Genomic DNA, 18,896 nt, shown 5'->3' on the forward strand with positions numbered 1-18,896 from the left:
AGACAACAAGGACAGGATAGCAAATTGAAAGGGTATGCAAAAGAGGAACTTACCCTGCCACGGATGCGGCAGGGCAGGGGTTAGCGAATAGTTTTCGGCGTCATCACGCGACGTGCGCCGACGTAGTGACGTACCCAGTAGTCTTCACTCAGGGAGGTGATCTGAATATCCTGGCCGCTGCGCGGTGACTGGATAAATTTCCCGTTGCCGACATAGACACCCACATGGTCAGCCGTGCCGCGGCCTTGCGTGCGGAAGAAGACCAGATCGCCGTTTTCCAGCTCACCACGGCTCACCGGAGAGGCGTCGCGCAGGTGGTACATCTCATTAGCGGTACGCGGAATGCGGAACTTAACCAGATCTTTATAGGCGTAATAGACCAGGCCGCTACAGTCGAAGCCGGTTCGTGGCGAACTGCCACCCCAGCGATAAGGTTTGCCAATTTGCCCCATCAGTTTATTCATCGCGGTTTTTTGCGCTTTCTGTACACGGACTTTATGTACTTCCGCGATTTTCGTGACTTTGGTGCATTTCGCTTTGTGGCCTTTACGCGTAATGCATTTTTCAGTGACGAGGTTAGCAGCGGTCAGCGAAGTTTTACTTTTGGTGGTGTGGGCAGTGCGGGAAGATTTTGTTTTGGTCTTGCTGGAAGCGGTTTGTGTCGTCTTGGTGGTCGTCTTTTTCTTTTCGTTCTTTGTGGTGGTTTTTTTCTTACGTTCTGTGGCTTTTACCAGATGGCTTTTTTGTACAGCAGAATGCCGCGCCTGCTGAGAGGCGTTTGCCACTGGCGTGAGAGTGAGTGATGTAAACAGTAAAGCACAGAGCGTGATCGAGATTTTTGTTATCCGCGCCACTGGGCAGTCCCCTGATAAATGCAGGTCATCAATAATACCCGCGAGTGATTTACAAAGCCCGTCGATTCTAATCCATAAAAACCCGAGAAGTTAATAGCATTTTTCAATCTAAAAACCTGTTTCGTTAGCAAGTGCAAAAAAATTCATCGTTCTGTCGCACAATTGTTCACTCCCTAAGCAAAACCCTGACTGCCGCAGGGTTAAACACCATTTGCAATGCAACTTTTGTAGAGTCGCGGTAAAATGTATAAACGTGACGAAAATGTTATTTTCCGATGCCAGCCTGACCCGCTACAATGTCAGACTATTGCCGTAACAGAAGTTAAAGGAAGCAAGACATGAGCACCACTATTGAAAAAATCCAGCGCCAGATCGCTGAAAACCCGATTCTGCTGTATATGAAAGGTTCTCCGAAGCTGCCAAGCTGCGGCTTCTCCGCGCAAGCGGTTCAGGCGCTCTCAGCCTGTGGTGAGCGTTTTGCTTACGTTGATATCCTGCAGAACCCGGACATCCGTGCTGAGCTGCCAAAATACGCTAACTGGCCAACCTTCCCGCAGCTGTGGGTAGACGGTGAGCTGGTAGGCGGCTGCGATATCCTGATTGAAATGTATCAGCGCGGTGAACTGCAGCAGCTGATCAAAGAAACCGCGGCGAAGTACAAAACCGAAGAGCCGGACGCAGAGTAAGTTTGCTGCGCAAATAAAAAAGCGACCTGTTAAGGTCGCTTTTTTTATTCTTCGCTGTCACCTGTCGGCAGTGGCCAGCCGCCCAGACGCTTCCAGCGGTTGACGATCTCACAGAACAGCTCTGCGGTGCGCTCCGTGTCATACAGAGCCGAGTGCGCCTGCGTGCCGTCAAATTCAATACCCGCCGTAATACAGGCTTTTGATAACACCGTTTGCCCCAGCGCCAGACCGCTCAGTGCTGCCGTGTCGAAGGTCACAAACGGGTGGAAAGGGTTGCGTTTGAGCGAGGCGCGCTCCGCTGCGGCCATGGTAAAGGTGTGATCGAAGGTGGCGTTATGCGCCACCATGATGGCGCGGCTGCAGTTACTCTCTTTCATGCCTTTACGCACCATTTTAAAAATGGCGTGCAGCGCATCATATTCGCTTACCGCACCGCGCAGTGGGTTATGCGGATCGATACCGTTGAAGGCCAGTGCTTCCGGCTGTAAGTTTGCCCCTTCGAAAGGTTCAACGTGGAAATGCAGCGTGGTGTCTGGTGTAAGCCAGCCCTGTTCATCCATCTTCAGCGTGATGGCGGCAATTTCGAGCAGCGCATCGGTTTTAGCGTTAAATCCGGCTGTTTCTACATCAATGACAACGGGATAAAAACCACGAAAACGGTCGCACAGACCGCTAAATTGAGCGTTATCGGACATCAGGGTCTCTTACAAGGGGAAAAAGCAGAGCGCATTATGGCAAATTTTGCGGGGTGATGCAGTAAAACTACGGGCGCATATTGCGCCCTGAGGGATCAGTTGCCCAGACCACGACCGGCATCTTTGGCTTCAATCAGCTCGATTTTGTAACCGTCCGGATCTTCCACAAATGCAATCACAGTGGTGCCGCCTTTAACCGGACCCGCTTCACGGGTGACGTTACCGCCGTTGCGGCGGATGCGTTCGCACGCTTCGGCTGCGTTGTCCACTTCCAGCGCGATATGGCCGTAGGCGTTGCCCAGGTCATAGCTGTCCACGCCCCAGTTATAGGTCAGCTCAATCACCGCTTCATCCGTTTCCGGGCCGTAACCCACGAACGCCAGCGAGTATTTGTATTCCGGGTTTTCGCTGGTGCGCAGCAGTTTCATGCCCAGTACGTTAGTGTAGAAATCAATAGAACGTTGCAGATCGCCAACGCGCAGCATGGTGTGAAGTAGGCGCATAATTTCCTCATTAACCAATGGATTTGAATATTTTTTTGAACAGAAACGATGTTTTAGTATAGCGGCGAAGTGTCGCCGCTATCAATGAACAATGGTGAGATTAGAGAGAAGGGTAGTCGGTGTAACCTTCAGCGCCGCCGCCGTAGAAGCTTTCAGGACGCTGCGGGTTCAGAGCGGCTTTCTGTTGCAGGCGGGCGACCAGGTCCGGGTTGGCGATATAGTCGCGGCCAAACGCAACGGCATCGATCAGCCCTTTGCCGATCAGGTCTTCCGCTTTCTCTGGCGTGTAGGCACCCGCACCGATGATCACCCCGTGGAAGCGCTCACGCACTTTCTGACGGAAGGCTTCCGTATAAGGTTTACCGCCGGCCCAGTCTGGCTCAGACATGTGCAGATAGGCGATACCGCGTTTTGCCAGCTCTTCAATCAGATAGAGCGCATCCGCTTCTTCGTTCGGGCCGTTGTCGACGTTCTGGAAAGAACCGATCGGGGAGACGCGAATGCCGATACGATCCGGGCTCCACTCCTGGCATACGGCATCAACCACTTCCAGCACCAGACGGGCGCGGTTCTCGACGCTGCCGCCATACTGGTCGGTACGCTGGTTAGATGACGGTGACAGGAACTGGTGCAGCAGGTAACCGTGCGCGGAGTGCAGCTCAATCAAATCAAAACCTGCTTCACGGGCGTTGGCCACGGCCTGACGGAAATCGTTCACGATACCCGGGATCTCATCCAGCTCCAGGGCGCGCGGCGTTGAGGTATCGACGCGGATCGCGTTACCGTTTTCATCACGCAGCGAGGTGCGGGTGTTAGCATTCAGGGCAGAGGCTGAAACCGGTGCCTGGCCGCCAGGCTGAATGCTGCTGTGGGAGATACGCCCGGTGTGCCACAGCTGGACGGCAATGCGTCCCTCTTCAGCATGCACGCCCGCTGTAATTTTCTGCCATGCGGCGATCTGTTCCGGGCTGTGCAGCCCCGGCGCACCCGCATAACCTTTAGCCTGAGCAGAAATCTGCGTAGCTTCGGTGATGATCAGGCCGGAACTGGCGCGCTGACGATAGTATTCACCCATCAGTGGGGTGGGGATGTCACCCGGCTCAATGCTGCGCAGACGGGTAAGCGGAGCCATGAACACGCGGTTTGGCGCGGTAACGGCACCCACTTTTAAGGGGGTAAATAATTTTTCAGCTGACATAAAGACTCCTGAGTAGACCAGTCGACTAGTAATAAGATAAATAAAAACGCCTGTTAAATGCCAGGCGCAGTAATTGTGTTTTTCACATGTGCCAGCGCGCTTTCCAGCGGCACGGCACTGCGCGAAATCTTGGCCTGCAGGTTAGCGCCTAACCATAGCGCGTATAACACCTGCGCCTGAGTCAGAGGCTCACCCGAAAAGGCCAGCGTTTTTTCATTGCTGCCTTTTTCCAGCGCCTGGGCCAGCAGGGCGATAACACCGCTGGCACCTTTATCCATCGCCGTGCGCATATCTTCGGAGAGATCGCACACTTCGGCAGACAGTTTTACCGTCAGGCATCCGCTGATAATGCCCTGCTGACAGAACTGATTCAGCGTTTCCTGATAGTAGTTAAGAACACGATCCCGATAGTTACCTTCACCCGTGGCGAAGTGGGTCGCGAGACGCTGATGGTAGCCCGCATAGTGCCGCTCCAGCATCGCCACGCCAAACGCCTCTTTGGACCGGAAGTAGTGATAAAACGACCCCTTCGGTACCTCAGCAGTTTTTAATAGCTCGCTTAACCCCATGCCGGTGAAACCGCGATGCATGCAAAGCCGCTCGCCAGTCGCCAGTAGATGTTCGCGGGTATCGTGTTCAGTATTTCTGCTCATGGCCTCACTCTAATAGACCGTTCGGTCTAATGCAAGCCTGTTTACTGCCGACAACCATTCAGAATATCCAGCTGCTGTTGATAAACCTTTGATTTAATGTCCATCATACCCAGCACCGTTGAGAATAAATTGTCCTGCGAAACCGCATTTTTTGCCGCATAGTCGCGTAAGCACTGCGCGTTGATGCCAAAGTTTTTTGCATAATCCGGCGATAGCCAGAACATAAACGGGATGTGCGTTTGTTGCTCGGGTGCCAGCATGTATGGCGTACCGTGCAGGTAAATACCGCTTTCACCCAGCGATTCACCGTGGTCTGACAAATAAATCAGGGCGGTGTTCATGTTCGCCTGACGGGCTTTCAGTGCGTCAATGGTTTTGCTGACCATGCTGTCGGTATACAGGATGGTGTTGTCATAGGTGTTCATCAGCGCCTGATGATCGCAATCCTGAATTTCGTTCGTGTCGCAGGTTGGGGTGAATTTACGGAAATTGTCCGGGTAACGGCGATAGTACGCCGGACCGTGGCTGCCCATCAGGTGGATAACCAGCACCGTATCTTGCTTCACGCCATCCAGCACGTTGTCCAGACGGTAGAAGTTCACATCGTCAATACAGGATTTGTCTTTACAGAACTGATCCAGATTCCACTGCGTCATGTCGGTATGAGGCACGCGATCGCAGGCGCCTTTACAGCCGCCGTCGTTATCGCGCCACAGCAGGTTGACGCCCGCGTGCCTGAGCACGTCAAGCAGCCCTTCCTGATGCCGAGCCAGGTCGGCATCGTATTTGCTGCGCGTCATGCCGGAGAACATGCAGGGAACGGAAACCGCGGTTTCGGTGCCACATGAAGAGGCCTGCGGGAAGTTAATCACGTCCTGCTTTTTCAGCTCGGGGTTGGTTTCGCGCCCGTAACCGTTCAGGGAGTAGTTTGCCGCGCGAGAGGCTTCGCCGACGACAAGCACCAGAACGGTTTTCTTTTGCTGACCCGCAATCAGCGAGCCTTTATGCGCATCTTCGCCAATGCGCACCAGCGTTTGATCGCCGGCAAACCAGCGCATTTTGCTGTACTTCACCACGGCGCTGACATAGTTCGCCGGGGTAACCATTTTGACGATGCTTTTGTTATTGCGGAACAGCGACGCGTAATCTTTATAAAACAGTGCGGCAATCAGGATGATCACCAGCAGAGCGCCCAGCATCGCGGCTACGCGCGTCAGCAGCGCGTACCACCATTTTCCGGTACGAATTCGGGTGAGAGCCAGCACCACGGAGGGCACGAGGCCAGCAACAACAATCCACAGAATCATCTGCGGGGTCACCAGGGCGGTGGCTTCCTGAGAGTTGGTTTCGAACACGTTGACGATCATGTTCTGATCGATGACCGCGCCGTAGGTATACATAAAATAGGTTGCCGCAGCGCAACCGACAGTTAAAACGATCAGCAGCGGCTTACGGATGTACGGGATATTGAGCAGGCTAAAAACAATTACCCAGCCACAAAACAGCACCACCGGCACGGACGCGGCAAAGAGAATGTCGTGCAGATGCGCAGGGGCAATAATGGCCCAGCTGCGCTGGATAAACAGCCCGTTCAGCAGAGTAAAAAAGAGTGCACAGCCCAGAGTAAATTTAATATCGTTACATTGTAACTTTTTGATTAACTGCATCGATCGAAAAACCTGTTCTTATGATGATGGGCTGAGTATAGAGAGGGAAGATTAGTGAAACCTTAATGCCACAAAACTGTGGTAAAGCCCTTGCACCTGACGCGTTTAGCGTCTTCACTGTAGATGAGAGTGGTCATGCGGAGGTCAATGTGGCAGAGCAACTGGAGTTTTTCCCCATCCAGAGCCCGTGCCGGGGTATTTGTCAGGTAGATGAACGCGGATATTGCCGCGGGTGCATGCGCACCCGTGACGAGCGCTTTAACTGGCAAAACTTCAGCGACACGCAAAAACAGGAGGTGCTCCGGCTATGCCGGCAGCGACTTCTGCGCAAAATCCGCGCAAACAAAGCCGCTGAGACCGAAGAACCTCAGCAACCTTCACTGTTTTAACACGGTAATTGCGTATACTCATGACATCACGTCCTTGAGGAAAATGTTATGGTTCAGCGAATTACCCTTGCCCCCCAGGGGCCAGAATTCTCCCGTTTTGTGATGGGCTACTGGCGCCTGATGGACTGGAATATGTCCCCCCTCCAGCTGGCGAGCTTTATTGAAGAGCATATCGATTTAGGGGTCACGACCGTCGACCATGCGGATATTTACGGTGGCTACCTGTGTGAAGCCGCATTTGGCGAGGCGCTCAAGCTTGTTCCGGCACTTCGCGACCGCATGGAGATCGTCACGAAGTGTGGGATTGCCACCACGGCAAAACCTGAGCACGCCCTCGGCCATTACATCACCGACAGCGCGCATATCATCAAGAGCGCTGAGCAGTCGCTGGTCAATCTGGCGACGGATCGCATCGACCTGCTGCTGATTCACCGCCCAGACCCGCTGATGGACGCCGATGAGGTGGCGGAAGCGTTCCTGCATCTGCATCAGAGTGGGAAAGTGCGTCACTTCGGCGTCTCAAACTTTACCCCGGCACAGTTTGCACTGCTTCAGTCTCGCCTGCCGTTTACCCTGGCCACTAACCAGGTGGAAATTTCCCCTGTCCATCAGCCGCTGCTGCTGGACGGTACGCTCGACCAACTGCAACAGCTGCGCATTCGCCCGATGGCCTGGTCCTGCCTGGGAGGCGGTCGCCTGTTTAATGATGAGGCGTTCCAGCCGCTGCGCAATGAACTGGAAACCATCGCCCGTGAGCTGAACGCGGAGAGCATTGAACAGGTGGTGTATGCGTGGATCCTGCGTCTGCCGTCAAAACCGCTGCCGATTATTGGCTCCGGAAAAATCGAACGCGTTCGTTCCGCACTGGCCGCGGAAGAGCTGGAAATGACACGTCAGCAGTGGTTCCGGATCCGCAAAGCCGCGCTGGGTTACGACGTGCCTTAAACCGCCATAATCTGACTTTCCGGTGAAATCTTTGCCTCTGGTATACACTTAAGGGGCAAAAAATAACCCGCGGAGGTCATATGAAGCGTTTTGCTCTGGCATTGGTCACGCTGGTTGTTTGCGCAGGAGCGCAGGCAGCCAGCGACGAAGTGGAAATGAATCTCGTCACCTCTCAGGGTGTGGGTCAGTCTATCGGGACGGTGAAAATCACTGAGACCGACAAGGGGCTGGAATTCGCGCCCAATCTCAAAGCACTCCCGCCCGGCGAACACGGCTTTCATGTTCATGCCAAAGGAAGCTGCCAGCCTGCCATGAAAGAGGGTAAACCGTCCGCGGCGGAAGCCGCCAGGGGGCATCTCGATCCGCAACATTCAGGCAAACATGAAGGGCCAGACGGTATGGGGCACCTTGGCGATCTGCCAGTGCTGGTGGTGAACAATGACGGTAAAGCCACCGATCCGGTCATGGCCCCGCGCCTGAAAAAACTGGATGAAGTAAAAGGCAAAGCGCTGATGATCCACGTGGGCGGCGATAACATGTCCGATCAGCCTAAACCGCTTGGCGGCGGCGGGGCACGTTATGCCTGCGGCGTGATCTGATCCCCAATGGTGCCCGGTGGGGGAGCCTGTTCCAGCTGCGACAGCGAGCAGTGCAGGCGCCAGATGATTGAGGCTAAATCACGGGCTGCGGGAAGATGGTGATGCGCGAGGGTATCGCAGATCCGTTGCAGTTCAGCCAGCGTGACCTCCAGAGGCCGCTGCTGGACACCGCGCTCACTCATCACGTCGCGTAGCAGGGAAATGCAAACATCGCGCACCTGCGACAGCGGGTCGGACCGCGTTTCCCATGCGCGAAGCTGCCAGACCACATGCGAACAGTTCAACAGCACCACGCCCCAGCGCAGCAGCCAGCGGCGGGAAAGCGCGTCATGGCTGTTATTGAGCTGGCTGACATGGTGATACACCAGCGATTCATACTCGCTTTCACGCAGATGCGGTTTGCGGCTGAGCTGGTCGACAAACCCTCTGCGTAATTCCCTGATATGTCGTCGGCTCTTACGTGCATCAGAGCCGGGACGCAATACCGCAAATGCGAGCCATGCCAGCCCCACGCCCAGGATCTTTGCCAGGTTATCATTGAGAAAATCGGCGTAATCATACACCGGCGGATTCGTCACGGAGATAAACGAGCCCATAAAGACAATCAGCTGGCCCCACAGGCCCGCCAGTTTCGGCATTTGCAGCTTGAGGAGTTGCATCGTCGTTAACAGCGGAAACAGGAACAGCAGGAACTGCCAGAGATCGCTTATCTGCACCATCAGGCCAAACTTCACGGCGAAACTGAACAATGACAGGAGTACCAGCGTGCGCAGCAGTAGCGTAAGAGAGTTAAACGGCGAGGCCGCGACGGAGTAAAGCACGCAGCTGATGGCGGCAAGCGTCAGGGCCGCGGCACCGGATTCCCACTGCGTGGTGATGCTCCACGCCCCAACCAGCGTCAGCGCACAAAAAGTGCGAAAACCACTCCACAGTGCTTCCAGATAATCGGTATGCCGGGCGAGAGCCGGGCTGCCGGGAACATTAAATTCCGTTACCGGCGTGGCATTCTCGACGGCGTTAATCCAGCGGCTACTGCGCAGATATAACCGGCAAAAGTAATTCAGGCGCTGCCAGAATGCGCGATGGCGATAATCATACTCATCCGTCGGGGCGAGCGGGGCGATGATCTTCGCGACGGTGTAAATATCCGCGTCAGGACGCGCAAGCGTCGCGAGCAGCGTCTCAATGACGGCGCGGGTATTTTCAGGGGGCGTTGGCCAGTTGAGCAGCATCCGGCGCAGGCTGGAGATGGCGCTGGTCATACGCAGCTGCTGGTGCAGCAAATAGTTGAGCAGCGTGTTCTGACGACGAAAACGGTAATGACTCCAGAAAGCCTGTATGCGCAACAGGTTCATGGTCAGGATCTGCCCGATAACCTTTTCATGCGCGAGACGGATGTCATCACTGGTATCCGGTTGCCACAGCAGGCTTGCATGTTCCAGCAACCGGGTATGCATGGTCTTCAGCGCGGTAATCAGCGTCGTACCGTCGGAGGTGCTGGGCAGGATCATCATCATAAACCCGCCGCTGAGGATCCCGACAATCACCTCACAGACGCGCGCCTGTGCAATATCCCACAGTTCGGTGGTATCGAGCACATTGACGACCGGGAAGGCAATGATGGCCGCGGTATAGCCCGCTAACTGGAAAGCGTAGGCCACGTTATTGGTAAAATGGGCGCAGGCCCAGGTACAACATCCCAGCCACGCCGCCATGCTCAGCAGGAATAGCCACGGATCGTTCAGCGTATGCCCCGCGATAATTAACGCCGCGGTGGCGCCTAACAGACTCCCTGCGATGCGCCCAAGGCTTTTGCTGATCACTCCGCCAACGGTAGGGAAACTCACCACCGCGGCTGAGGTCATCGCCCAGTAGGGTTGGTCAAGATTCAGGTAATAGGCGACCGTCAGCGCCAGACACATGGCGATGCCATTACGCAGCGCGTAGCGCCACTGAGGACGCGTCGCTTTCATCCACGGCGTGTTTTGCCAGGAGAGCGCCTGCAGCTTCATTAACGGCTTCCGATGGAGACGGTGCAGGTGGTGCCGGATACCAGCGTGATGCCCTCGGGTAAACGGTCAAACTCCACGCGCACAGGCACACGTTGAGCCAGGCGCACCCAGGGGACGTTCGGCTTTATGTCCGGTACGAGGCCGGAATCCGTTTCAACGCTTTGATCGTAAATGGCGCGACCGATGCTGGAGACGTGACCCTGTAACGTTTGCGAACCGCTGTAAAGGGTAATGGCCGCAGGTGAACCCTCGCGAATGTGGCGAAGCTTGGTCTCTTCAAAATAGCCCACCACGTAGAAGGAGTGGCTGTCGACAAGGGCAAAAACAGGCTGGCCGGTGGTGGCGTAGTTACCCACCCGGGCAGAGAGGTTAGTCACCCATCCATCTACAGGTGCGGTAATCACGGTTTGGGTCAGTTCCCACTGTGCCTGCTTAAGCGTCGCCTGGGCTACGTTGACGCTTGCCTGCATGGCCTTGACGTTAAGGTTGGCGGTATCCAAATCTTCCGCTGAGATGTAGTTTTGAGATAAGTGACGGCGGCGATTGGCTTCGTTATTGGCCTTCGCCAGGTCTGACTGGGCTTTCGCCAGCTGCGCCTGGGCATTCAGAACGGCAATATGGTAGGGGGTATCGTCGATACGGAACAGTTCCTCTCCCTTTTTAACATACTGGTTATCCTTCACCAGGAGCGTGGTAATACTTCCCGACACCTGCGGGGTGATGCTGACCTGCTCGGCGCGAACTTTGCCGTCACGCGTCCAGGGGGACTGCATATAAAAATTCCAGAGCCACCAGCCGGCGATCAGCGCGAGGACCAGGACAAACAGGGTGGAAAAGTACTTCAGCGTTTTCAGAGGCATATTCACCACACGGTCAAAACAGCAAGGCCCAGACTGACACAGAGGGCGAACAGGGAGAGATCCATCAACATGGGATGCCAGATTTCGCCGGAATACATCCAGTCGCGAAGCAGGCGGTGCGCAACGAGCCAGAGGATAAAGCCCACCAGCACGGCTTTAAACAGGGGAGGAAAGTAGACTGACGCACCGAAGATCAGGTCCTGGAGGGGTAAACCCTCTGAGCGATGAAAAAAGGTCACAAGCAGAGATCCTTTGCAGTGAACAGAATGCCGCGTTGGCTTGTCTGAGTATAAAGAAGCATCAGAATTCAGTGTAAGTCATACTTTTGAGTTAGATGAATGCAGTATTGCATTTGTTTTGCCAATACAAATGCTGCACACTATTCTAAAATCAGTATAATAACTTAGCAAGCTAATTATAAGGAGATGAAATTGGAATCGCCATTAGGTTCTGATCTGGCAAGGTTGGTACGCGTCTGGCGTGCTCTGATTGACCATCGCCTGAAACCTCTGGAATTGACACAGACGCATTGGGTCACGCTGCACAACATTCATCAGTTGCCGCCTGACCAGTCGCAAATTCAACTGGCAAAAGCGATAGGTATTGAGCAACCGTCGCTGGTGCGTACGCTTGATCAACTGGAAGAGAAGGGGCTGATCTCCCGGCAAACCTGCGCCAGCGATCGTCGCGCCAAGCGGATTAAACTCACCGAGAAAGCAGCGCCCATTATTACCGAAATGGAAGCTGTGATTACCAAAACGCGCGGTGAAATCCTTTCAGGCGTTTCACCGGCGGAGCTGGAAATGCTCATCAGCCTCATTGCTCGCCTTGAGCAGAACATCCACGAGCTGCAGTCTCGCGACTGACCAGACAACAAGGCCTTGCATCTGCAAGGCCTTTTTCCTACCTAAAGACAACGACGCGGTTTCGGCCAGTCTCTTTCGCTTCATACATCGCTTTATCGGCGCTTTCCACGCACTCTTCTGCGGTCACGGACGATGATGTTGCCGTAAACACACCCATGCTGATGGTAATGGGCTCCGGTAGCTGACCTTCGCTGGTGGTTTTATCAAAGCTGCTCAGCTTCAGCCGTATGCGTTCCGCCACCTGGCATGCTGCGTCTGAAGGGGTATTTGCCAGCATCAGGACAAACTCTTCACCACCGATACGCGCCGCGATGTCCTGCGGGCGCACGGAATCCACCAGCAGATTGGCGACAAACTGTAAGACTTTATCCCCCTGCAGGTGACCGTAGTTGTCGTTGATGCGCTTGAAGCGATCGAGATCGCTGACGATAACCGAAACAGGGCGGCTGGATTTTGCGACAGCCAGCGCCTGATTTAACGATTCATAAAAATAGCTGCGGTTATACAGGCGCGTAAGCGGATCGCGAATCGAATTCTGATACGACTGTTGATACTTTGAATGCGATTCACGGTACAAGCTGAAGACATCGCAGAGCAGAACAAAAATAATCAGCAGCGTGGCGACGGTTTCAAATAACCGGGCGCGATACCACGATATGTCTTCGGCATGCCCACCCAATAACAGCATTAAGAGCGTGACGATATAGCAGACACAAAGAAAATTACCGGTCACCCAGAACAGATTACGTACGCGCGTCATAAACATCAGCGTTGCTAATGTCACCACCCAGAGGACAATTAAAGAAATATTAATGCTGTGGCTCCAGAGAACCATAAACTGACGCGTTTCATTATCAACTAGATCGAGGGATAAAAAATCAAAATGGCTGGAATACATCCACGCCACCATCACGCCACCGGCAGTAAAAAGAAATGTCGTGCTGACGATAGCGATATGCGTCAGCCGCGAAAGGGGCTGATTACGCAGGGGAAACAGCAGGGCCGAAGCGATGAACAGGACCGCCATGATGAGATGGCGGAACATATAGTAGATCATCGCATCGTTATAGTTCACGACGTTGAACTGGTAGAGATCCAGCCAGGCGGGAAAACTGGACAGCGTTCCAACCATCAGCAATGCCGAACCGGCAAAGGCAAAAGCGATGGCAACCAGATACAGACACCTCTTATCACACCAGTATTTCATTGCCATAAAACAGGCAATAAACAGGTGAAATACCAGTAGAAAAATGGTGAGCGTAGGGAACAACAGCGGCGAAAAGGAAGGAACCCATTCAACCAGTGTTGAAAATAAACCCTGTAATATTCCGATGACAACAACACAACCGAAACAGAACGAGAGATAACGACCTTTTACAGTAAGACTATTCGCAAGCATATAAATTTTTTTAAATAATTAAAAATGAATGAACAGGAGGTAATAGCGAAGAGTCTAATCAATTGAAACAATAATTACTTTGCGCAGAAACAATATACGGTGGGGTAAGTAATGGGCGGGTGAATATATTTTGTAAATATATTCATGAAAATGATATATATTGTAAAGGGATGTGGCCTGATAGCCACATCCCGTTTTAATTAACGTGGGGAAACGGTCACCTGGCTTCCGTTGCTTGCCAGCACGACACGCTGACCAGCAGAGAAACGGGTATTCCCCTGTTTCTGAACAACCATAATGGTGCTGCCGTCGTCTTTACGAATTTCCAGCTCAACACCCTGCGTTTTGTTCATTGCACCCTGAACGCCCTGGCCTGCAACACCACCCGCCACAGCGCCCGCAGCGGTCGCCAGAGAACGGCCTGTACCGCCGCCAACGGTATTCCCGAGGAAACCACCCAGAACAGCACCGCCGATTGCGCCCATAACGTTGTTGTCATCGCCACCCTGAATTTGTACAGGACGGGCGTTAACAACGGTACCGTAAGTCACGCTCTGAACCTGTTTTGCTTCAGAAGCGCTGTAAACGTCGCCAGACAGTGAGCTGTCATTCACACAGCCAGCCAGGGTTAAACCAATCAGCGAAACGCCCAGTACACGTACAATCATTTGAATCTCCTGTTCACCAAAAACGCCCAATTGGAGGCATCCGTTATGGCTAAATTATATGGCATAAGGGGCCATAGTTCATATCTTTGCACTAACAATAAGAAAATTGTACTTGAATTTGACTTAACGAGACATAAACAGGTTCTGCTCATGTCACCCGCATGACATTGTTAAAAAATATTATCGCTGGATGGCAAAGCCGTGCTGTTTATGGTTGAGTGGATAACCTTAGCCCACGCAACGTAAGGAAAGCGCATGAAATCGGGTCGCTACATTGGTGTGATGTCGGGCACCAGTCTGGATGGGGTAGATGTCGTTCTGGCCGCCATTGATGAACGTATGGTCGCTCAGCAGGCGAGCCTGACCTGGCCCATTCCCATTTCACTGAAAGAGGATATTCTGAGTATCTGTCAGGGGCAGCAATTGACGCTCTCTCAGCTAGGGCAACTTGACGTCCGCCTGGGAGCACTGTTTGCTGATGCGGTACAGGCGTTAATGCAAAAAGAAAATCTTCGACCGCAGGATGTGGTTGCCATCGGATGCCATGGTCAGACCGTCTGGCATGAGCCGGTTGGTGATGCGCCGCATACGATGCAAATCGGTGATAACAACCAGATTGTGGCGAAGACGGGCGTCACGGTCGTCGGCGATTTCCGTCGTCGCGATATTGCGCTTGGCGGCCAGGGGGCACCGCTGGTGCCGGCGTTCCATCAGGCGCTACTGGCACACCCTTCAGAACGCCGGATGGTGCTGAATATCGGCGGAATTGCCAACGTGTCAATGCTCATTCCCGGGCAGCCTGTCCGCGGCTACGATACCGGTCCAGGTAATATGTTAATGGATGCCTGGATCTGGCGGCAGTGCGGGCAACCCTATGATAAAAACGCCGAGTGGGCGAGCGAGGGTAAAGTGATTCTCCCGCTGTTGCAGTCGATGCTCAGCGATCCATACTTTGCTTTACCGGCGCCGAAAAGCACGGGGCGTGAATACTTCAACGTTGGCTGGCTTGAACGTCAGCTGGCGCCATTCCCGGCACTGGCTCCGCAGGATGTGCAGACGACGCTTGCCGAATTAACGGCGGTGTCGATCTCTGAGCAGGTACTTCTCAGCGGCGGATGCGAACGTCTGCTGGTGTGCGGCGGTGGAAGCCGAAATCCGCTGGTGATGGCGCGTCTGGCCGCGTTACTGCCGGGTACGGAAGTGACCACGACAGACGAGGCGGGTATCAGTGGGGATGATATGGAAGCGCTGGCTTTCGCCTGGCTTGCCTGGCGCACCATCGCCGGGCTTCCGGGTAATTTACCGTCGGTGACCGGCGCGCGCGAGGCCAGCGTCCTCGGGGCGATTTACCCGGCAAATCCTCGTCATAATCAGAGTTAACTGAAATTCAGCGCGGCGTCTCGTCGTTAGAATGGAATGAAACAGGAGGGCAGCCATGCCCTCCAGGACCAGGAAAGTCTTCGGAATACGCCCATGAAAAAAATTCTTCTTATTGTCGCGCCTTTATTGCTGTCAGGATGCAGCGTCTACAACCAGTTCCTTGAGCGTATGCAGACCGATACGCTGGAGTATCACTGCGATGAAAAACCGCTGACCGTGAAGCTGAATAATCCACGTCAGGAAGCCAGTTTTGTTTATGACAATAAACTGCTGACCCTCAAGCAGGGCATGTCGGCCTCCGGGGCACGTTATTCCGACGGTATCTACGTCTTCTGGTCGAAAGGGGATAGCGCCACGGTCTACAAACGCGACCGCATCGTGCTGAACAATTGCCAGCTTGAAAATCCGAAGCGTTGAGATTTTTACAGGGGCGGCGCACAATAGCGCCACCCAATCTCAACGTCAGCTAACGCCATGTCAGATAACGACGAACTGCAGCAAATTGCGCATCTGCGCCGTGAATACACCAAAGGCGGCCTGCGTCGCCAGGATCTTCCCGCTGAACCCCTCGTGCTTTTTGAACGCTGGCTGAAACAGGCCTGTGAAGCGAAACTGGCCGACCCAACGGCCATGGTTGTCGCAACGGTAGATGAAAACGGTCAACCGTATCAGCGCATCGTCCTGCTCAAGCATTATGATGAGAAAGGGCTGGTGTTTTATACCAACCTCGGCAGCCGCAAAGCGCACCATTTAGAAAACAATCCGCGCATCAGCCTGCTGTTCCCATGGCACATGCTGGAACGTCAGGTCATGGTCACCGGCAAAGCGGAACGTCTCTCGACCCTTGAGGTGGTGAAATATTTCCACAGCCGTCCGCGTGACAGCCAGATTGGTGCCTGGGTTTCAAAACAGTCCAGCCGAATCTCTGCACGCGGTGTCCTGGAGAGCAAGTTCCTGGAACTGAAACAGAAGTTCCAGCAGGGGGAAATCCCACTGCCAAGCTTCTGGGGCGGCTTCCGCATCCCGATTGAGCAGATTGAGTTCTGGCAGGGCGGTGAACATCGCCTGCACGACCGCTTTTTATACCAGCGCGAGAACGGCGGCTGGAAAATCGACAGACTGGCACCGTAATCCCCGAAATTTGTTGATTTAAGCGCTAGCGCACACCGCGCTTGCGCTTTATTCTATGGTCCTTTCGCATCAGGCGAAAAGTCGTGTACCGGCAAAGGTGCAGTCGTTTATACATGGAGAATTTGATGGCAAGCAGTAACTTGATTAAACAATTGCAAGAGCGGGGCCTCGTGGCCCAGGTGACGGACGAGGAAGCGTTAGCAGAGCGACTGGCGCAAGGCCCGATCGCGCTCTATTGCGGCTTCGATCCCACCGCTGACAGCTTGCATTTGGGGCATCTTGTTCCATTGTTATGCCTGAAACGCTTCCAGATGGCGGGCCATAAGCCTGTTGCTCTGGTGGGTGGTGCAACCGGTCTGATTGGTGACCCAAGCTTTAAAGCCGCTGAGCGTAAACTGAATACCGAAGATACCGTGCAGGAGTGGGTGGATAAGATCCGCAAACAGGTTGCACCGTTCCTTGACTTCAACTGCGGCGATAACGCTGCCATTGCTGCCAACAACTATGACTGGTTTGGCAGCATGAACGTGCTGACCTTCCTGCGTGATATTGGCAAGCACTTCTCTGTTAACCAGATGATTAACAAAGAAGCGGTGAAGCAGCGCCTGAACCGTGACGATCAGGGTATCTCCTTTACCGAGTTCTCCTATAACCTGCTGCAGGGCTATGACTTTGCTTGCCTGAACAAACTGCATGGCGTTTCCCTGCAGATTGGTGGTTCTGACCAGTGGGGTAACATCACGTCCGGTATCGACCTGACCCGTCGCCTGCACCAGAACCAGGTCTTCGGCCTGACGGTTCCACTGATCACCAAAGCAGATGGCACCAAATTCGGTAAAACGGAAGGCGGCGCGGTGTGGCTGGATCCGAAGAAAACCAGTCCGTACAAATTCTACCAGTTCTGGATCAACACGGCGGACGCCGATGTTTACCGCTTCCTGAAGTTCTTCACCTTCATGGATATTGCAGACATCAACGCGCTGGAAGAAGAAGACAAAAACAGCGGTAAAGCACCGCGTGCACAGTATGTGCTGGCCGATGAAGTGACCAAACTGGTTCACGGTGAAGAAGGTCTGGCGGCGGCGAAACGCATTACGGCAAGCCTGTTCAACGGTACGCTGAGCGATCTGAGCGAAGCGGACTTCGAACAGCTGGCGCAGGACGGTGTGCCGATGGTTGAGATGGAAAAAGGGGCTGACCTGATGCAGGCGCTGGTGGACTCCGAGCTGCAGCCGTCTCGCGGACAGGCGCGTAAAACCATCGCGTCTAACGCGATCACCATCAACGGTGAGAAACAGGCTGACCCGGAATACACCTTCGTTGACGGCGACCGTCTGTATGGACGCTACACGCTGCTGCGCCGCGGTAAGAAAAATTACTGCCTTGTTTGCTGGAAATAATTAACAGTCTCCAGGGGCGTGGGAAACCACGCCCTTTTTGTTTTTTCAGGGTTTGGTAAGAAAAAGATGAAGAACATCCTCGCCATTCAGTCCCACGTTGTTTTTGGCCATGCGGGCAACAGTGCAGCGGAATTCCCGATGCGCCGCCTCGGTGCTAACGTCTGGCCCCTCAACACCGTGCAGTTTTCCAACCACACGCAGTATGGTAAATGGGCCGGCTGCGTGATGCCGCCCTCGCACCTCACCGAGGTGGTTCAGGGCATTGCGGATATTGACCAGCTCAAACGCTGTGACGCCGTTCTGAGCGGTTATCTGGGCTCAGCCGAGCAGGGGGAGCACATCCTTGGCATTGTGCGTCAGGTGAAAGCAGCGAACCCGGCGGCAAAATACTTCTGCGACCCCGTCATGGGACACCCGGAGAAAGGCTGTATCGTAGCGCCCGGTGTTGCAGAGTTTCACGTTCGCCATGCGCTGCCTGCCAGCGATATCATTGCGCCAAACCTTATTGAGCTGGAGATCCTCTGTGAGCACCCGGTTAACAGCGTAGAAGAGGCGGTAAGCGCGTCTCGCGAGCTGATAGCCCAGGGGCCAGAGATTGTACTGGTAAAACATCTCGCCCGCGCCGGGCTGAGCCAGTCGCGTTTTGAGATGCTGCTGGTGACGAAAGATGACGCCTGGCATATTAGCCGTCCGCTGGTGGATTTTAGCCTGCGTCAGCCAGTGGGAGTGGGGGATGTGACCAGCGGTCTACTGCTGGTGAAACTGCTGCAGGGTGCAACGGTCAGAGACGCGCTTGAGCATGTGACTGCGGCGGTGTACGAAATCATGATTGCGACGAAAGAGATGCAGGAATATGAACTTCAGGTAGTCGCGGCACAGGATCGTATTGCGAAGCCGGAGCACTATTTCAGCGCCACCCGGCTTTAAACGATGCCGGGTGGCGCTGCGGTATGAACCGGAAACATGGGTAACACTTTAGACCGGATACATG

21 protein-coding genes are annotated in these 18,896 nt (G+C 54.1%); 10 read left to right on the forward strand and 11 right to left on the reverse strand.

Annotated features, from left to right (window positions below):
* Window positions 1-80 precede the first annotated feature (80 nt).
* Window positions 81-854, reverse strand: coding sequence for a C40 family peptidase (locus tag BFV64_RS09650; RefSeq protein WP_014883556.1), 774 nt, complete (start codon window positions 852-854; stop codon window positions 81-83).
* Between the two features lie 338 nt (window positions 855-1,192).
* Here BFV64_RS09650 and grxD point away from each other — a divergent pair, with 338 nt between their 5' ends.
* Window positions 1,193-1,540 carry a monothiol glutaredoxin 4 gene (grxD, locus tag BFV64_RS09655; protein ID WP_003832760.1) on the forward strand — a complete coding sequence of 116 codons (348 nt, stop codon included), beginning with the start codon at window positions 1,193-1,195 and terminating at the stop codon, window positions 1,538-1,540.
* 44 nt (window positions 1,541-1,584) lie between these two features.
* Here the strand turns inward: grxD and rnt are convergent, their stop codons facing one another.
* The 5 genes from rnt to eptA form a co-directional block, all read right to left on the reverse strand.
* Complete coding sequence (gene rnt / locus BFV64_RS09660; protein ID WP_023332811.1) at window positions 1,585-2,235, reverse strand: ribonuclease T; 651 nt, start codon at window positions 2,233-2,235, stop codon at window positions 1,585-1,587.
* A 95-nt stretch (window positions 2,236-2,330) separates the two neighbouring features.
* Window positions 2,331-2,738 carry a lactoylglutathione lyase gene (gloA, locus tag BFV64_RS09665; RefSeq protein WP_032636813.1) on the reverse strand — a complete coding sequence of 136 codons (408 nt, stop codon included), beginning with the start codon at window positions 2,736-2,738 and terminating at the stop codon, window positions 2,331-2,333.
* A gap of 100 nt (window positions 2,739-2,838) precedes the next feature.
* Complete coding sequence (nemA, locus tag BFV64_RS09670) at window positions 2,839-3,936, reverse strand: alkene reductase (protein ID WP_014883559.1); 1,098 nt, start codon at window positions 3,934-3,936, stop codon at window positions 2,839-2,841.
* Between the two features lie 53 nt (window positions 3,937-3,989).
* Window positions 3,990-4,589 (reverse strand): TetR/AcrR family transcriptional regulator, encoded by a 600-nt coding sequence (locus BFV64_RS09675; RefSeq protein WP_069601969.1) that lies wholly within the window; start codon window positions 4,587-4,589, stop codon window positions 3,990-3,992.
* Between the two features lie 41 nt (window positions 4,590-4,630).
* Window positions 4,631-6,256: a phosphoethanolamine transferase EptA gene (gene eptA, locus BFV64_RS09680; RefSeq protein ID WP_014883561.1), complete on the reverse strand. Its 1,626-nt coding sequence runs from the start codon at window positions 6,254-6,256 to the stop codon at window positions 4,631-4,633.
* Window positions 6,257-6,405: 149 nt separating this feature from the next.
* Between eptA and BFV64_RS09685 the strand changes: the two genes are divergently transcribed.
* From BFV64_RS09685 to sodC, 3 genes are all read left to right on the forward strand, one after another.
* Window positions 6,406-6,645, forward strand: a complete 240-nt coding sequence (locus tag BFV64_RS09685) for a DUF1289 domain-containing protein (RefSeq protein WP_014883562.1) — start codon at window positions 6,406-6,408, stop codon at window positions 6,643-6,645.
* Between the two features lie 48 nt (window positions 6,646-6,693).
* Window positions 6,694-7,590 (forward strand): aldo/keto reductase, encoded by an 897-nt coding sequence (locus tag BFV64_RS09690; protein ID WP_014883563.1) that lies wholly within the window; start codon window positions 6,694-6,696, stop codon window positions 7,588-7,590.
* 80 nt (window positions 7,591-7,670) lie between these two features.
* Window positions 7,671-8,189 (forward strand): superoxide dismutase [Cu-Zn] SodC, encoded by a 519-nt coding sequence (gene sodC, locus BFV64_RS09695; RefSeq protein ID WP_069601970.1) that lies wholly within the window; start codon window positions 7,671-7,673, stop codon window positions 8,187-8,189.
* Here sodC and BFV64_RS09700 read toward each other — a convergent pair.
* Genes BFV64_RS09700 through BFV64_RS09710 form a run of 3 tightly spaced genes read right to left on the reverse strand, consistent with a single transcriptional unit; the run spans window position 8,168 to window position 11,300 of the window.
* On the reverse strand, window positions 8,168-10,201 hold the full coding sequence (locus BFV64_RS09700; protein WP_014883565.1) for an FUSC family protein: 2,034 nt from the start codon (window positions 10,199-10,201) through the stop codon (window positions 8,168-8,170). The genes sodC and BFV64_RS09700 overlap by 22 nt on opposite strands.
* Window positions 10,201-11,061, reverse strand: coding sequence for an efflux RND transporter periplasmic adaptor subunit (locus tag BFV64_RS09705; protein ID WP_014883566.1), 861 nt, complete (start codon window positions 11,059-11,061; stop codon window positions 10,201-10,203). The genes BFV64_RS09700 and BFV64_RS09705 overlap by 1 nt, the downstream gene beginning before the upstream one ends.
* A 2-nt stretch (window positions 11,062-11,063) precedes the next feature.
* On the reverse strand, window positions 11,064-11,300 hold the full coding sequence (locus BFV64_RS09710; protein WP_014883567.1) for a DUF1656 domain-containing protein: 237 nt from the start codon (window positions 11,298-11,300) through the stop codon (window positions 11,064-11,066).
* A gap of 186 nt (window positions 11,301-11,486) precedes the next feature.
* Here BFV64_RS09710 and slyA point away from each other — a divergent pair, with 186 nt between their 5' ends.
* Window positions 11,487-11,927: a transcriptional regulator SlyA gene (slyA, locus tag BFV64_RS09715; protein ID WP_021241135.1), complete on the forward strand. Its 441-nt coding sequence runs from the start codon at window positions 11,487-11,489 to the stop codon at window positions 11,925-11,927.
* Window positions 11,928-11,964: 37 nt separating this feature from the next.
* On the opposite strand, the gene BFV64_RS09720 is transcribed toward slyA, so the two are convergent.
* Both BFV64_RS09720 and slyB read right to left on the reverse strand, forming a co-directional pair.
* The gene (locus BFV64_RS09720) at window positions 11,965-13,326 is read right to left on the reverse strand and encodes a sensor domain-containing diguanylate cyclase (protein ID WP_069601971.1); all 1,362 of its coding nucleotides are present in this window, start codon (window positions 13,324-13,326) and stop codon (window positions 11,965-11,967) included.
* A 200-nt stretch (window positions 13,327-13,526) separates the two neighbouring features.
* Window positions 13,527-13,994, reverse strand: a complete 468-nt coding sequence (gene slyB / locus BFV64_RS09725) for an outer membrane lipoprotein SlyB (protein WP_014883569.1) — start codon at window positions 13,992-13,994, stop codon at window positions 13,527-13,529.
* A gap of 255 nt (window positions 13,995-14,249) precedes the next feature.
* Between slyB and anmK the strand changes: the two genes are divergently transcribed.
* From anmK to pdxY, 5 genes are all read left to right on the forward strand, one after another.
* Complete coding sequence (anmK, locus tag BFV64_RS09730) at window positions 14,250-15,374, forward strand: anhydro-N-acetylmuramic acid kinase (RefSeq protein ID WP_045134969.1); 1,125 nt, start codon at window positions 14,250-14,252, stop codon at window positions 15,372-15,374.
* 93 nt (window positions 15,375-15,467) lie between these two features.
* Entirely contained in the window at window positions 15,468-15,791 is a 324-nt protein-coding gene (gene mliC, locus BFV64_RS09735; protein WP_023338270.1) for a C-type lysozyme inhibitor, read from the forward strand.
* Window positions 15,792-15,848: 57 nt separating this feature from the next.
* The gene (gene pdxH / locus BFV64_RS09740; protein WP_008500575.1) at window positions 15,849-16,505 is read left to right on the forward strand and encodes a pyridoxamine 5'-phosphate oxidase; all 657 of its coding nucleotides are present in this window, start codon (window positions 15,849-15,851) and stop codon (window positions 16,503-16,505) included.
* Between the two features lie 125 nt (window positions 16,506-16,630).
* Window positions 16,631-17,905, forward strand: coding sequence for a tyrosine--tRNA ligase (gene tyrS, locus BFV64_RS09745; RefSeq protein WP_014883572.1), 1,275 nt, complete (start codon window positions 16,631-16,633; stop codon window positions 17,903-17,905).
* Between the two features lie 66 nt (window positions 17,906-17,971).
* Window positions 17,972-18,832, forward strand: coding sequence for a pyridoxal kinase PdxY (pdxY, locus tag BFV64_RS09750; RefSeq protein ID WP_045134970.1), 861 nt, complete (start codon window positions 17,972-17,974; stop codon window positions 18,830-18,832).
* Window positions 18,833-18,896 lie beyond the last annotated feature (64 nt).

It is taken from the genome of Enterobacter kobei (genome assembly GCF_001729765.1).
In the GTDB taxonomy this organism is placed as follows: domain Bacteria; phylum Pseudomonadota; class Gammaproteobacteria; order Enterobacterales; family Enterobacteriaceae; genus Enterobacter; species Enterobacter kobei.

Excerpts from the sequence above, each read along its gene's own strand:
- rnt (WP_023332811.1), bottom strand. The coding sequence starts at position 2,235 with ATGTCCGATAACGCTCAATTTAGCGGTCTGTGCGACCGTTTTCGTGGT.
- anmK (WP_045134969.1), top strand. The coding sequence starts at position 14,250 with ATGAAATCGGGTCGCTACATTGGTGTGATGTCGGGCACCAGTCTGGAT.
- gloA (WP_032636813.1), bottom strand. The coding sequence starts at position 2,738 with ATGCGCCTACTTCACACCATGCTGCGCGTTGGCGATCTGCAACGTTCT.
- BFV64_RS09705 (WP_014883566.1), bottom strand. The coding sequence starts at position 11,061 with ATGCCTCTGAAAACGCTGAAGTACTTTTCCACCCTGTTTGTCCTGGTC.
- sodC (WP_069601970.1), top strand. The coding sequence starts at position 7,671 with ATGAAGCGTTTTGCTCTGGCATTGGTCACGCTGGTTGTTTGCGCAGGA.
- BFV64_RS09675 (WP_069601969.1), bottom strand. The coding sequence starts at position 4,589 with ATGAGCAGAAATACTGAACACGATACCCGCGAACATCTACTGGCGACT.
- tyrS (WP_014883572.1), top strand. The coding sequence starts at position 16,631 with ATGGCAAGCAGTAACTTGATTAAACAATTGCAAGAGCGGGGCCTCGTG.
- mliC (WP_023338270.1), top strand. The coding sequence starts at position 15,468 with ATGAAAAAAATTCTTCTTATTGTCGCGCCTTTATTGCTGTCAGGATGC.
- slyB (WP_014883569.1), bottom strand. The coding sequence starts at position 13,994 with ATGATTGTACGTGTACTGGGCGTTTCGCTGATTGGTTTAACCCTGGCT.
- BFV64_RS09690 (WP_014883563.1), top strand. The coding sequence starts at position 6,694 with ATGGTTCAGCGAATTACCCTTGCCCCCCAGGGGCCAGAATTCTCCCGT.
- eptA (WP_014883561.1), bottom strand. The coding sequence starts at position 6,256 with ATGCAGTTAATCAAAAAGTTACAATGTAACGATATTAAATTTACTCTG.
- BFV64_RS09700 (WP_014883565.1), bottom strand. The coding sequence starts at position 10,201 with ATGAAGCTGCAGGCGCTCTCCTGGCAAAACACGCCGTGGATGAAAGCG.
- nemA (WP_014883559.1), bottom strand. The coding sequence starts at position 3,936 with ATGTCAGCTGAAAAATTATTTACCCCCTTAAAAGTGGGTGCCGTTACC.
- BFV64_RS09720 (WP_069601971.1), bottom strand. The coding sequence starts at position 13,326 with ATGCTTGCGAATAGTCTTACTGTAAAAGGTCGTTATCTCTCGTTCTGT.
- pdxH (WP_008500575.1), top strand. The coding sequence starts at position 15,849 with ATGTCAGATAACGACGAACTGCAGCAAATTGCGCATCTGCGCCGTGAA.
- grxD (WP_003832760.1), top strand. The coding sequence starts at position 1,193 with ATGAGCACCACTATTGAAAAAATCCAGCGCCAGATCGCTGAAAACCCG.
- pdxY (WP_045134970.1), top strand. The coding sequence starts at position 17,972 with ATGAAGAACATCCTCGCCATTCAGTCCCACGTTGTTTTTGGCCATGCG.
- slyA (WP_021241135.1), top strand. The coding sequence starts at position 11,487 with ATGAAATTGGAATCGCCATTAGGTTCTGATCTGGCAAGGTTGGTACGC.